At 32.9% G+C, this 14,833-nt stretch carries 11 protein-coding genes and 1 pseudogene; 5 read left to right on the forward strand and 7 right to left on the reverse strand.

The window, feature by feature from the left end; all coding sequences use genetic code 11:
• On the reverse strand, positions 1 to 1,358 hold a 1,358-nt coding region (gene istA, locus FEU33_RS01050; RefSeq protein ID WP_244950949.1), incomplete at its 3' end, for an IS21 family transposase.
• Positions 1,359 to 1,650: 292 nt separating this feature from the next.
• Between istA and FEU33_RS01055 the strand changes: the two genes are divergently transcribed.
• Positions 1,651 to 1,866 carry a hypothetical protein gene (locus FEU33_RS01055; RefSeq protein WP_146547611.1) on the forward strand — a complete coding sequence of 72 codons (216 nt, stop codon included), beginning with the start codon at positions 1,651 to 1,653 and terminating at the stop codon, positions 1,864 to 1,866.
• Between the two features lie 591 nt (positions 1,867 to 2,457).
• Positions 2,458 to 3,150, forward strand: a pseudogene (locus FEU33_RS01060) (HAD family hydrolase); the annotation flags it as partial.
• 300 nt (positions 3,151 to 3,450) lie between these two features.
• Here FEU33_RS01060 and FEU33_RS01065 read toward each other — a convergent pair.
• Positions 3,451 to 4,671, reverse strand: a complete 1,221-nt coding sequence (locus FEU33_RS01065) for an MFS transporter (RefSeq protein WP_146547613.1) — start codon at positions 4,669 to 4,671, stop codon at positions 3,451 to 3,453.
• Between the two features lie 15 nt (positions 4,672 to 4,686).
• Positions 4,687 to 5,136, reverse strand: coding sequence for a MarR family winged helix-turn-helix transcriptional regulator (locus FEU33_RS01070; protein WP_146547614.1), 450 nt, complete (start codon positions 5,134 to 5,136; stop codon positions 4,687 to 4,689).
• A 525-nt stretch (positions 5,137 to 5,661) separates the two neighbouring features.
• On the opposite strand from FEU33_RS01070, the gene FEU33_RS01075 reads away from it, so the two are divergent.
• From FEU33_RS01075 to FEU33_RS01090, 3 genes are all read left to right on the forward strand, one after another.
• On the forward strand, positions 5,662 to 6,363 hold the full coding sequence (locus FEU33_RS01075) for a tRNA-dependent cyclodipeptide synthase (protein ID WP_146547615.1): 702 nt from the start codon (positions 5,662 to 5,664) through the stop codon (positions 6,361 to 6,363).
• A 3-nt stretch (positions 6,364 to 6,366) separates the two neighbouring features.
• Positions 6,367 to 7,566, forward strand: coding sequence for a cytochrome P450, cyclodipeptide synthase-associated (locus FEU33_RS01080; RefSeq protein ID WP_146547616.1), 1,200 nt, complete (start codon positions 6,367 to 6,369; stop codon positions 7,564 to 7,566).
• Between the two features lie 1,233 nt (positions 7,567 to 8,799).
• Entirely contained in the window at positions 8,800 to 9,597 is a 798-nt protein-coding gene (locus tag FEU33_RS01090; RefSeq protein ID WP_146547618.1) for a CPBP family intramembrane glutamic endopeptidase, read from the forward strand.
• Positions 9,598 to 9,921: 324 nt separating this feature from the next.
• Here the strand turns inward: FEU33_RS01090 and FEU33_RS01095 are convergent, their stop codons facing one another.
• The 4 genes from FEU33_RS01095 to FEU33_RS01110 all read right to left on the reverse strand — a co-directional run bounded on the left by FEU33_RS01095 (position 9,922) and on the right by FEU33_RS01110 (position 14,760).
• Positions 9,922 to 11,853 carry an ABC transporter ATP-binding protein/permease gene (locus tag FEU33_RS01095; RefSeq protein ID WP_146547619.1) on the reverse strand — a complete coding sequence of 644 codons (1,932 nt, stop codon included), beginning with the start codon at positions 11,851 to 11,853 and terminating at the stop codon, positions 9,922 to 9,924.
• Between the two features lie 227 nt (positions 11,854 to 12,080).
• Complete coding sequence (locus tag FEU33_RS01100; protein ID WP_146547620.1) at positions 12,081 to 13,220, reverse strand: hypothetical protein; 1,140 nt, start codon at positions 13,218 to 13,220, stop codon at positions 12,081 to 12,083.
• On the reverse strand, positions 13,217 to 13,897 hold the full coding sequence (locus tag FEU33_RS01105) for a hypothetical protein (RefSeq protein WP_146547621.1): 681 nt from the start codon (positions 13,895 to 13,897) through the stop codon (positions 13,217 to 13,219). The genes FEU33_RS01100 and FEU33_RS01105 overlap by 4 nt, the downstream gene beginning before the upstream one ends.
• Positions 13,894 to 14,760, reverse strand: coding sequence for an ATP-binding cassette domain-containing protein (locus tag FEU33_RS01110; RefSeq protein ID WP_146547622.1), 867 nt, complete (start codon positions 14,758 to 14,760; stop codon positions 13,894 to 13,896). The genes FEU33_RS01105 and FEU33_RS01110 overlap by 4 nt, the downstream gene beginning before the upstream one ends.
• Positions 14,761 to 14,833 lie beyond the last annotated feature (73 nt).

Here is a 14,833-nt window from a genome sequence, read left to right on the forward strand (position 1 = left end):
CCCAGTTCATGTGGAGCTCTTTCAAGCCGTTCTTCTGTTTCCAGAGAGGAGTGAATATCATCTAGTGTATGCTTCTCTAATAGTTTCTTTATACCTTTAACCCTTGCTCGGGTTTCTTCCGGGTGTATCGTCAGATACGCTTGAACCCTCTCAGGCAAATATTTAAAGAATCGTGAATACTTGACAGACCGAGGCTTCTTCTCCCAATCTATTAAAATATCATTCCATGGTATCGCTCTTGTTGTATTCATATAAGGGCGGTCTTCCTGGTAAACAATTTCTCCGCCATTCGTAAAACAGGTGAATCGATCCCATTCCATTTTGAGGACCAATCCTTGTTTCATTTTCGCTTTGTGGATAACAATTTTTTCACCGTCAACTTCAATTTCCCCATATTTATTAACCTTTGTGGATTTTACAGAATAAATCGGAAGATCCGTTAAAGGCAAGGCTTTCAAATGTTTTTTATCCTCTTTCCACAACTCATCAATCAACACATTTTTTTCATAGTGGAGGCGTTGCCGATCCTTTTCCATTCCCTCCTTCAACCAGTCCGCTAATTGTGGAAAACTCTTCATTATCGGTGCTGTTGTAAATAGATTATTCCTTGTATAACCAACCTTCTTTTCCACATTTCCTTTCTCATGCCCGCTTGACGGATTACATGGCTGCACTTCAAAACCATAATGGCACTTGAATCTCAAAAATGCGTCAGTGTAGGTCCGTTTGTCCCCTTTGCCAATTGAAATTACTGCCGCAGACAAGTTATCAATACGTAGATAGGTTGGGACCCCTCCAGCCTGGTGAAACAACTCCTTTAGCCCTTCAAGGAAACACTCCGTATTTTCGCTTGGAAGAGGGTAGCTAAATCCAGCATTACTATGTGGAAAACTCAAGATTAGGGCTTTGACATCTTTATACGCTCCGTCTTTTACCACAGTCATGTTTCCGAAGTCCACTTGTGCTTCACCCGGAGGGTGTTCTAAACGCTCATGTCTTTCAACCTTGGCTGCTTTGAGTTGGGGCTTTCGGTGTTGGATATATTCGCATACGGTCCGATACGAACCTTTAAAATCATGGTTGTTTCTAAGTTCTTCATGGATCTTCTTGCTAGTTCTTCGGTTTTTTCTCTTGAGTTTCATGTCCTCCTCAAGCCAACAGTCAACAATTTCTCCGAACCCCTCCTCATACATCATTCCTCTTTTAGTGAACTTGAGTGTTTCTTGAAAACTTTCTCCATCTGCGTATTTTTTAACAGTCCTCCAATTACAACCAGTTTTTCTTGCAATCTCGTTTATAGATAAATCTTCTTCTTCTCTTAAATGTTTGATATAATTTACTTCAGGCATCGCTAGCATCCTTTCATGTCCTCCTACTGTTGTGGTCTCTCAATCAATACAGTAGGGAATTATTATGGGGCTGGCAAGCCTTTTTTTATGCAGTTGAGTTCTGCACAAATTTCTCGCAAACCTCTGTACTTTTATTTTGCAATAAACAAAGAGTGAACCATATAAACAAAAATTAATATCTGAAGAATGGTTTGATTTAGATAGTGAACAATTTAATTTAGTAAAGAAGCTTTATAAATATTTATTTACCAACGATACTCATTATAGCTTTACCAACGATTTATATTTTGATGATACAGTGGTGTTCGAAGCATATTTAGAATGTATAGCTCAATATGATGATTTCGAAGATTATAACAAAGTAGAACTTGCTAATCATAGCAAAAATCATTTAAAGATATTTACAATAAAAGCATCTAATAAATTTGCTGACATGGATAAAGATGAACAACAAACAAGAGAGATATGTGGAAGTGTTCGTGAAGGGATATCACAAGGTTTAGTTCGCCCGTTGTAAATATTTACAATCAAATAATAAAGATTGCTAATTTATTACATATATTGATGAACCTTTTGAAAAGATCATTCCCTAATATGGATAAAGCCTTCCTTAGCTATCACAAAGGTAGTTTATGAATATCAAGTATGGGTAATAAAAAGCCCTGGATACATTAAATTAATCAATCTTTTTTATAAAAACATCTATAACACCAAAACTAAACCCACACATTTTGATCAATCTTTGTTCAAAATGCGTGGGTTTCTTCTATTATAAAATCAACGATTGCTACATATCTTTGATCAAACTTTATTTCAAAGCTACATTTGTTGTGTTTTATAAAAAAATTGATCATTTAAAATAAAGATTGATTAAAATAGCTTCTGTGGATCTTATATCCATAAGAAGCTATTTTTTCTTTTACCTAATATAAAAGCCATTATTCAACTTATTTCTATTAGTTGTATTTATTAGCTACGGTGACATTTTAAAAGGAATTAATCGAACAATCCTTTATAATATCCACCCAAAGAACAATTCATAGTAGAGAAAGAATCATCTCACATAATAAAATGACATTGCTATTGCTACAAAAATTTTGTCCAATAAGCAAAATATTCGTCGGGAAAGGGGAGAAGAACAGTGTATCAAGCCGTTATTTTTGATATGGATGGAACATTGTTTCAAACAGATAAAATATTAGAATTATCACTTGAAGATACCTTTGATTTTCTAAGATCTCAAAATAAATGGAATACAAGAACGCCCATTGAAAAGTACAGAGAAATTATGGGGGTACCTTTACCGAAAGCATGGGAGACTTTGTTACCTAACCATTCCATTGAGGAAAGACAGCAAGTTGATTCATATTTTTTAGATAGATTAGTGGAGAATATAAGAAGAGGAAGAGGAACATTATATCCTAACACAAAAGAAATTTTTGAATATCTACAAGAGATTGATTGTTCTATATTTATAGCCAGTAATGGATTAACTCAATATTTAAGAACCATTGTTAGTTATTATCATTTAGATAAGTGGGTTACGGAAACATTTAGCATTCAACAAATTGAATCATTAAATAAATCTGAATTAGTTAAATATATTCTAGATAAGTTTGATATGCACGAGGGAGCAGTGGTAGGAGATCGTTTATCAGATATAAAGGCTGCTAAGGACAATGACTTAATTTCAATTGGGTGTCATTTTGACTTTGCTCCAGAAGAGGAGCTTTCTCAAGCTGATTTTGTCATTAATGATTTAATAGAACTAAAAGATATATTTCAGGGCCTAAATAAGTAAGCTTCATTAAAGTTATTTCAAAAATTTACATATATACGCTGTATGATAGTAACAGTAGATTATTAAAAAGTTTAAGCCGAACTTACTGATAAAATCTTTATATTCTAACTAAAGGCTTTATTAAACTCCGTCCTTACCGTAGTAGAGTTTTTATGTAATAACTAGTTACTAATAATAAAACTGAATTAGTGCCTCCATATAGAAACAAATTAAAAGCAGCCTGTTCCTTAGCCTGGTACAGGTTGCTTTCTGCCATACAATATCCGTAGAATAACACCTTCAAAAGCTGAGCCTCTTCATTTAATTATGATGAGAGTTCGTTTGATTTTTAGTGGCATAAGCTATTTTAAGTTCTTTATTGGTTTTATAAAAATTGAAAACACTTATAATCATAAAGATGGCCGCTAGAATGACAAAATAGATAGTTGTTAGTGGCGTACTAAATAGCCCAATACTAATGGCTCCTAAAGTCATTCCTGTATATCTAATAAAATTGAATAAACCTAAAGCTGCGCCTTTCAAATCTGTAAATAGGGTTGAAATGATTGTAGACATTAAAGCGGGCGCGATTCCGACTAAGAAACCTAGTGAAAAAGTTAAAATAGCCACAACAAATAAGTTTAAGAACTGTAATAACCCAAATAAAAGTAGAACGATCGGGAAAGCAATCAATAATGAATTTAAAATTTTACTATACATGATTTTTTTAGCGATCTTTTTATAAAAGAGGCTGCCTAGTATCATACTAACAGTCATTGGTAGAAATAGTAGGCCTATAATTGAAGTAGAGATATGATAAGTACCACTTAGTAGCACCGGTAAATAAACTAAAATTGAAAAGTAAGCAAAAAATACAAAGAACCCGAATAATATGATTAAGCAAAACTTTTTATTTTTGAAAAATTGAGCATAATGTACTTTACTCGTTTTATTTGAGTTTTCTTTCTGAATGTTAGGTAATTTGAGTATAAATAGTATGACCAATAAGATGAGTGAAATGATTGATAAAAGTGAAAAAATTCCTGAGTAGCCATATTTATCGCCGATAAAACCACCAATTAAAGGGGCAATAGCTGGAGCACATGATAAAAATATTTGATAATTAGCCATGCTATTGGAAAGACTATTTTGTTCAGTTAGTTTAGCAATTAAAGTAATGCTAATTAAAGGAAGCATGCCACAGCCGATTGCCTGCACCAGTCTGAATAAACTAAAAACGACAAAATTTGTCGTGAATGAGCAAATGATATTAGATATTAAAATAATAAATAAACTAACAATGAACATTCTCTTTTGATTTTGAGAATCAACGTATTTTCCCAATATAATTTGCATGATAGCTACGATAAAAATAAAGCCACCTACCGTAATATTGATCCAAAATAAGGGAACATCAAAAACCGATTGCAGCTCAGGAATAATCGGTGTATAAATATTTTGAATGACTGAAGCGAAGAAAGACAAGAAATATAAGAAAAATAACAGTATAGAATGGGAAGACCGTTCTTCTGCAAGATGCATTATATTTTCCTCCTTTTACTCTTTAAGACTTTTCGTCATACTATCAAGGAAATCAACAATTGTATCAAGCTGATCATTTGTATAATGAGATAAAATCTCGTTGTATTTATTGACAGCTCTTTGATGCAATTCCTCATGAACATGGGCATATTTTTGACCCATTGGAGTTAACGAATAATATCTTTCCTTTTTGTTATCCTTTAGATAAGATTCATCCACAAGCTCTGAAGAAACTAATTTTTTAATAGCCTTGGATATGCCAGGTGCTGAAATATTAAGCTCTTCGGATAATAATTTATTGTTTACTTTTTTATTTTTATCAATAACTTCTATAATGTGAAATTGGGTTAATGATAAATCAAATTCATTATTTTCACTTTTTTCATATATCCTTTTTTTATTAGAATTTTCTCTTTCGATAATAAAATTTTGCAAAGATTGAATAACCATTTCTTTTGTTGCCATAATCCTTCTTCTCCTTTTTGTTAACTGGTTAAGTGTATTAAGCACTAAAATAAATTGATTGCCAATTAAAAAACGATTTCTCCATTTACATTATGTTGATGATTCATAACAAAAATCCAAACAAACACGAGACGATAAGCATATCACTTTAGGAATCAGTCCATTTACGAGTCCTTATTGTAAAGACCATATCATTTAATTAACCGGTTAACAATATTAAACACTAAGATGAATTGGTTGTCAATAAAAAATTATCTTTTATTTACATTATATTGATGATTCATAACAAAATTCCAAGTGAATATGAGACTATAAGCATATCATTTTAGGAATTAGTTCATTTATGAAAAAGCGGTGTAAAGACCATCGGAAATAATTAACCGGTTAACAATATTAAACAACAAAATAAATTGATTGTCAATTCTAAAAATATCCTTGATTTCCATTATATTTTTTGTTAACCTATTAATTGTTAACCGGATAACTTTAATTTTTCTTTAATAATAGGGAGGGGTTATAGCATTTATGGAAGTTGCTGCATTAAAAACCTTTGAAGTTGATTTTTTATCAGAAAATTCAGAAAGAATATACGAGACTAAAGAGCATATCACTTTAGGAATCAGTCCATTTACGAGTAAGTATTCAAAAGACTATATTGATAAGCTTATTACATGGGCAAACGAGAACTTCGCTAATATAACTGTATTATTGGCAGGAAAAGAATCGGTAAATATACTTGAAGGTTTGGGAGTACCCGAATTAAAGGCTGGTAGAAAAGTACGAAAAGAATTGAATAGGCAAAAACGATTTTGCGAAGAATCCTTGATTAAAAATAATTGTGATCCTAATTGCATTTATACTTTTTCGGACTTTGAGGATAACAATGTATATCAAAATTTATATCAAGAAGCTTCTATATGTTTTGATAATGACCCTTATTTTAAAGAATCATGTTTAAAAATGTCTGAGCAAGCGATGAAAAGCAAAGCAAGAAATATGGGTGTATCGGAGGATATCATTACAAAAGAAAAAATTGAATATGCTGCAAAATATGTGTTGGCCGAATTACCTTTTTTCCTAAACGCAGCACCTATATTCAATGTTAAAGAAACCATTCTGTCTTATCATACAGATTGGGAGCTTGGTGAAAAAATTAATAATAATGAGTTCGATTTGAAACTTAGCGATACACAAGGCTACATCACTTTAAAAGATATGGGGGAATAAATCATGCAAACAAAAGATTATAGTATTTTTAATCCTGATTACGAAAAAAATCCAATAGATACTTTTAATTATTTACGTGAAAACGACCCTATTCATTTTGAAAAAGAAATTAATGCATATTTTGCTAGCAAATATGAAGATGTGGAATATATTCTTCAAAATGATGAGATTTTTACTACTAAAACTTTGGCTAAAAGGGCAGAACCTGTAATGAAGGATAGAGTATTGGCTCAAATGACTGGGCATGAACATAAATCGAAGAAGGCTACTATTTTGAAAGGAATAACTGGGCAAAACCTCGAAAGATTAATGCCGCTTATTTCTAAAAGAGTTAATGATATTATTGAACTATATATGGATACAGGTGAAATGGATCTGGTAAATGATTTTGGTAAAGTGTTTGCAGTACAAAGCTCAATGGATTTGCTTGGATTAAATGTAGAAGACCATAAAATTATAGGGGAGTGGCATCATGGTATTGCCAAGTTTATAACCTCCTTTAATCTTACTGAAGAAGAAATCAAATATTCCTTAGAGTGCAGTGATAAATTAGAACAATATTTGATGCCAATAATAAGAGAAAGAAAAAATTCTACTGAGAACGATTTAATTTCTCTCTTACAACAATCAAAAGACGACGAAAATAGTATTACAGATAGTGAGATATTGGCTTTGACTCTCAATATCTTATTGGCTGCCACGGAGCCGGTAGATAAAACTCTTTCATATCTTTTTTATAATTTGTTAAGTGATCCGGAAAAATTTAAACAAGTATATGAAAATAGAAAACTACTTAAAAACTCTATTCAAGAAACTTTACGACTGCATTCACCTGTACAATTTATCCCAAGGGAGCTTAATGAAACCGTTGATCTAAAAGGGACAACATTAAAAAAAGGTGATGTCATAATTTGTATGATTGGTTCTGCAAATAGAGATCCAAAAGCATATAGCAATCCAGATATATTTGATATCCATAGAGGGGAAAAAAATAAGCCTTTTACATCGCATTCTCAGAATTTGGCTTTTGGAAAAGGTGCCCATACATGTGTAGGGGCTTCGCTATCTTTAATCCAACTTGAGATGGTAGCTAACATTCTACTAGATAAACTAGACAATATAAAATTAAAAGAAAATAATCAGCTGATCGAAAAAGGGCTTTATACAAGAGGACCTGAAAAAATGGTAGTACAGTTCAATTAGATTATTTATATTTTTAGTGATAGATACAGATAATTGTTAGGGCATTTATTTGTGATATGCAAAGACAAATGTCGCTTAAAAACCACTTAATAAGACTAGGAGAAAAAGGCTTGCTATAACAAGGTGAAAATTTAAAATCACTTTATTTTGCATAAATATATCAAGCGTGTTGATTATCCAGTCTTTCTTATAAAATATAGCGAATTTGCTGATTTTCGCTCCGGCTTGCTCGCTTTCCTGCGGGCGAACGCTGGCGACAACAGGATGTTGGTCACGGAGTCGTTGCCACAGGACGTGGCGCCCTTAGACTCCGCCCCTTTATCGCTTCGCTGTGGGATCTCAACTATTCGCTTTTCCTGCGGGACATTGAATTTTCTTCCTTGAATCACACCGCACGAAGGAAATGCTTGCATTTTCGAGGAGTCGAGCAAGCCTTCGCTGCAATCTATGGAAATGGAGCCTAAAATACAGATCTTTTTAGAATTATAACAAATATTCATCCTAAATTTTCCCTAATCGACACGCTTGTAAATATATAATTGAAATCAAGCCACTTTACGATGATTTTTTAGATTCATTGAAACTTTTAATAACGCCATATAAAAATAACCCCTACGTATTTGTGTAATCTTTTTTCAAAATACGTAGGGGTTTGTATTATATTTTTACAGGCGTGTTGATTATCCAATTTAATCCATGAAAATAGGGGGATTTGTTGATTTCCGCTACGGCTTGCTCGCTTTCCTGCGGGCGAATGCTGGGGCAACAGGATGTTGGTCACGGAGTCGTTGCCACAGGACGTGGCGCCCTTAGACTCCGTTCCTTAATCGCTACGCTGCGGGGTCTCATCTATTCGCTTTTCCTGCGGGACATTGAATTTTCCTCCTCGAATCACACCGCACGAAGGAAATGCTTGCATTTTCGAGGAGTCGAGCAAGCCTCCGCTCCAATCTATATAAATGGTCTTAAAAATACAGAGTTTTTCAAAAACTATACCAAACAGACACCCCCAATTTTTGTCAAATCAACACGCGTGATATTTTTAATCACTTTATATTATAAGCCGGTCTTAAGCCGCGATGTTTATAAAAAGTTTCACTATTTTGCCCCTTTTGATGTACTTTGCCTATAGGAAATTTTATGGTAAAAATAATATAGTGATCTTCCATAAAAGGATCATTTTGAGAAATGTATAATTCAATCAAATAATCAGTAACTAGAGAGGAATCAATAATGAAAAAATTAATAAGTACAATTTTAAAAACAGTGATCTTTTTTGTGGGATGGGCAGTTTTAATTTCTTTTACGCCTGATATACAAACCAATAATCAGGCATTATTACGACTATGGTGGGAATTTACACCACTTGTTTCGGTCGTTTTATTTTCTGTTATTTTTGTATGGGTAGTAGAAAAGGGTAAAATAAAGATTCCCATAGCTTCAAGATTTCTTAAAAATTTTTTAATAGGTGCCGTCATAGGCGTCTTATGGCTTGGTACCGTGGTAGCTGTTCTTTTACTTACAAAGGCAATGAATATACAAGGTCAAAACAATATTGATGATATATGGATTTGGATTTTGGCATCACTATTAAATGTTGCGATGCAAGAATTGTTGGTGAGAGGTTATCTATATCAATTATGGAAACATCAATATAATGTGATAGTAGCCACCGTTTTAACGACTATTTTATTTTCTATGATGCACGGCGGGACATTTGAGGCAGGTATAATCCCAGTGCTTAATGTGATTTCAATGAGTATATTTGTAACATTATTATTAGAATATACAGGCACAATAGTAGCGCCAATAATTGCTCATTTCATTTGGAACACAATTGGGGCGATTATACTTGGTGGTGTTTCTTTGGCGAGCGATTATCCAAATCTCATGAAAAGTACATTTCAGGGAAATCCATTCATATCAGGCGGCACCTATAAAATTGAAGGTAGTATGATCGTCTTAGTGGTTAATTTAATTCTGATTACATACTTGGTTATAGTAAATAAAAGAAAGGCTAGCTCAAAATGATAATACATAGGTGTAACGTCATTTAATTGAAGGGCTCAAGCGATTTCAACGTGATCATCTTATCCATCAAATACTAGAAAAAACATCTATTATTGAAAGTAAAATGAAGGATGACTATTGACAATTGCGCCAAAAGCAATATGAACAGTTTGAGATTAAAATAATAAGAGCTTTTTTGCCCATTTTTTAGAAGTAGATAAGGAACGTAGATTACTGAACTTTAAAATTTTAAGTTTTAAAGTTCAGTAAAAATATTTTTTATAAAATTTTATTGGAAATAATCATAATGATGTTAATTTTTTTGTTCATTTGGATTACTCCTTTTTATTCGTATTTAAGTGCTTCAACTGGATTTAACTTAGAAGCTCTAAATGCTGGAATAAATGATGCAAGAACACCCAATAGACCACTAAATATGATAATGATAATAAGTTGATAAGCTTCAAATTGAAATAGTTGAAGCGTAGGTTTATTGAATCCCTCTTTAATAATAAAGTTTGCTAATTTACCCAGAATCATTGAACCTATGACACCAAAAATACCGCCTAGAGCACCAATCATAAAGCCTTCAGTTACAAAGATACGTCTAATGTCTGACTTGAATGCACCGAGAGCCTTCAATGTTCCAATTTCGCGTGTTCTTTCCAATACACTAACGTATAGAACAATACCTATCATAATTGAAGAAACTACTAATGAGATAGCAGATAATAATCCAATTGCTACACTAGCCATTGTTACGTAATTTGAAATTTCTTTATTACTATCTTCTTCTGTTTCAGCTATATAACCCTTTGTTTTAAGCTTATTAATAATAGAATCTACTTTATCAATTGAAGAGGGGATAACCGTATATTGCAACGCTTTATTTTGGGTTTCCGGATTTTCGTTTGTTACTTCCATTGCCAAAGGATATGAAAAGCCAGCTGAATCTGTTATAGGGATAGCACTGTTAGCGACAGTACCTGTAACTGTTGCTTCAGTTTGAACAGTTTGATAGATCCCTTTCATTGCCATGAGCTGTGAAACAATTTTGATCTTTTTCCCAATCGCCTTTTTTAGATTATTTCCAAATAATTTTTGTGCAGTGCGTTCAGGAAGAACTAATTCATGATTTTTAGTAGGATATCTCCCGTTTGTTATATAAGAATTTCCATATATCTTTTTATATTTTGGAGGTACTAAAGTATCTGCTGAAACAGTTTCTTTTTTCTCGTTTTTTGATTCAATACTAATTGAAAAGGGATTATATGTATATACAGCTTTAACATCTTTCACTTTTTTAATCTCTTCTGCAACTTTGGGCGATAGTAATTCAGTTCCTTTTTTATAAACACCAATTGAAGAATTGGCCGTTTTTAAATCTAAACTATTTTTAATTTTTTCATTGATCCCATTTCCCAATGCTCCAATAAGTACAATTCCCAAAATTCCAATCGAAGCACCAATCGCCGTTAATGTGTTTCGCCATTTCTTATTTTTTAAATTTCGCAAAGAAAGTTTAACAGTTGTTCCCCAATTTAATTTTTTAGGTTTATTTGAATTCATTTTTTCTTTTTGGATAGGTGAATCATTTTTCACTGTTATTTGCTTAACTTCATTTATTGTACCATCTTTCATTTTGATCACTTTATCTGCAAAATGTAAAAGTTCTTGTGAGTGCGTAACAACCAACACAATTTTTCCTTGCTGAGAAACCTCTTTTAAAATTTTCATGATTTGTTCAGAATTTTCAGAGTCAAGTGCACCTGTTGGTTCATCTGCTAAGATAATATCGGGATTATTAGCTAACGACCGCGCAATGGCCACGCGTTGCTTTTGACCTCCACTGAGCTGATTGGGGAGATGACTTGCTCGGTCTTTAAGACCCACTAATTCTAATAATTCTAAGGCACGTGCTCTACGGTCTGTTTTTGAAAAGCCGTCTAGAATCATACTCATTTCAATATTTTCTAGTGCTGTCAAGTGCGGAATCAAATTAAAAGTTTGGAATACAAATCCTATTTTATTCCGTCTGAAGTATGCCCAATCTTTTTCTTTGAAATTAGTTACATTTTTTCCGTCAAATATATATTCACCGTTGTCGGCTTTATCAATACCACCAAGAATATTGAGCAATGTAGACTTGCCACATCCAGACTCTCCCAATAAGTAAGAAAGTTCTCCTGGATATAATGCTAGATTGATATTATTTAAAACTTTAACAGTTTGATTACTTAGATGATAACTTTTTTCAATAGATTGTAAAGAAATCATTTTGTACTTCCTTTCTTTGGTGAAGTCTTTAATTTAATGATCTTATATAAAAAGGTGCTAAAGATGAAGTCAAAGTATATGTCGCTATTTTATTTTCATAATTATTTATATTAAAATCATTTAGTTTTCTACTTTTTTATTTAACTTACAGAATATGCAATCATTTAATACGAAGGTATAAATCCTCTTAGATAGCTATTCATCGTGCATACTCAGTAAAGGTGCCCTTATTTTTTATATTCAGGCTTATGAACAATCGAATTTATTTTAGTTTGAGTAAATAGATGATTTTTATTTTCTAACATAACTTGTCGTTCGATCTCTTTATCCATTTTTTCATTTTCTACAAAAAGCCCAATAAGATCACGAACAATATTATAGCCATAATTAAAATCTAAAAATTTAGGAGAATAAGGATTAATCATGATGCTTCCACCTTGTTTCTCTATAATATGCTCAACGTTCGGGCCAGCTGGAATATCATTTTGCCAAGTAACCACTACTTCCTCAACGTCTACCTTTATCCCTCTTTGGCGAATAACCTCTATTACATCTGTTACAACTTGACCATAGCGAATCGCATTCTTTTCAGAAATTCCTTTATATCGAATGGGGATTTGTTGAATGTCTACCTCTTTATAATTAGCAGCAACCATCTTCTTCTCGATTTGCCATTGACTAAAAGGAACGAATAAATAGCTTATGATTAAAATTCCTCCTACTGTATATAAGAGGATTTTCTTGTTATGCTCCCAATCGTAGTATCCTCGTAAATAGATGCAAAACATGATTATACTCACTAGGGTAACGGCTATCATATTGGATATGTTTGGATAATCAGGGTACATAAAATTTAAGGTAGGGGCAATGTACACAATACGCTCAAGTTGATAACCATGCATGACAAATAAAATAAAATACACAAGCACACAACAAATCATAGCGTAGTTAAAAGGTAGTATTGCACAGGCACAAGCAAAAGTAATCGCAAAGAGTGTAAGTAGGACTATACAATAAATTAATAAACTGTTCGGTGTATGAGCATACAAGCGTTTTGTTAATACAAATAATAAAACAATCGCTGGTAATGCGCAGATTCCGCAAAACAGGAATTGATGTAATCCCTCCCGAAATGGATGAGTAGACATGGAGCGAACTATCTTTTTCATATGAAATCGGTTATGTAGTCTTAGAATTATTAATGTCATGACGGAGATAAACAATCCGTAAAATGGAATCATCGCCATCTGTTCATTTAATGTAAAAAATAACTGACTAATAAATAAGGCAATTAGGACTAAATAATAGGCCCAAAGATGTTCACTTTTCCAAAGAACAGCAAACCAGGTTTTCCATAGACTAATCATGATGACACCACCTGTCGCACAAATAGAGCTTTAGATGTTAAAAGTAAAATAATAATCCAGCAAAGTAGTGCAAAGCGTTGTATTAAAAAAGAAGGTTCTAACATCATCTGTTCGATAAAGTCTGGATTAAACCAAAGTGCAAACATAGATGAACGAATAAATTGAATGCTAATGATTAAATATAAAATCATTAATATCGTCCCATATATTGTTCGTTTTAATAGAAGTGACAAAAGGCCAGCTAGAGCTACCGCAAACGCTAATGTTAGTATAATTTGTACGATAGTGGAATACCATAGAGTGATAGAAATCTGATCAAACAGTAGCAACCAAAAAACCGTATAAAATAAAACTAAAATACTGCTTATAACAAAACACACCGCAAATAGCTTAGCCATATAATATTCAAAGGGTTTATGTATATGATAAAGAATTAATTGTTTTTCAAATAATTGGATTTTCCCTTTCCAAATACTGTGTAGGATAATCGGTACAATTAACACCGCAACGATCATTTGAAGATGCAATATGGTATACCATGCCTCCCTTAAAGAAAGCCCACTTCCATTTAATGATACAAGAATAAGTGGGACGGCGATAAGTAGAACAAGCATAGCTACGAATATACTTCTTTGTTTCAATAATAATTTCAGTGAAAATAAGATTTGGATATTCAATTTGTACCCCTCTTTCGATTGGTATAAATATACGCATCTTCTAGTGTAGGAGAAACCAATACGCTATTTGCAATCTTATGCTCTGCAAGAAATCGCACTTCAATACCAGTATCTGTTGGGTGTGAACCTATAATAATGCCCTGCTGTTGTATTTCTTTTACTATACTATCTCCTTTATAACGCCATACTTTCCCGCGAACTGATTCAATTAGAGAAGAAATATGCCCAAAGTAATTTACTTTGCCCTTATGAAGAACTAGCACCATATCACTGGTCATTGCTACATCTTCAATAATATGTGTGGATAAAATAATCAGCCGCTCCTGCGCTAAGCTAGAAAGTAGCTGACGAAAAGCAACTCTTTCATGTGGATCAAGTCCTACAGTTGGTTCATCCACTAATAAAATTTTAGGGTTTCCAATCAATGCCTGTGCGATTCCTAATCGCTGTTTCATCCCGCCAGAAAGCATACAAAATTTTTTCTTTTTCTGCTCCTCTAACCCTACTTGTCGTATTTTTTCATCAATTTCTATGGCTCTTTGTTCTTTATTATTGATCCCTTTTAATTTACAGATATAGTAAAGTGCTTCCTCTACTGTTAAGTTCGGAAAAAAATCAAACTTTTGCGGCAGATATCCAATCTGATGCCGAATTTTATATAAGTCATTTTCAAACGTAAAGTCATCATAATAAACGGTACCATCAGTTGGCTTTATTAGCGTTGCAATGATCTCTATGAGTGTTGTTTTTCCGGCTCCATTTTCTCCAAGAAGTCCCAGGATACCACTCTCAACTTCAAAAGATATTTGATTTAAAACTGTATTCTTATATTTTTTACATATATTAGATAAGATCAATTTCATCGTATTCACCCGACCTTGGCAATTTATATGAATAAGAGGGAAAGGAGAGATTTTTCTGCATAAGTTTTGTCAG

This window comes from Rummeliibacillus suwonensis, assembly GCF_007896435.1.
GTDB lineage: Bacteria > Bacillota > Bacilli > Bacillales_A > Planococcaceae > Rummeliibacillus > Rummeliibacillus suwonensis.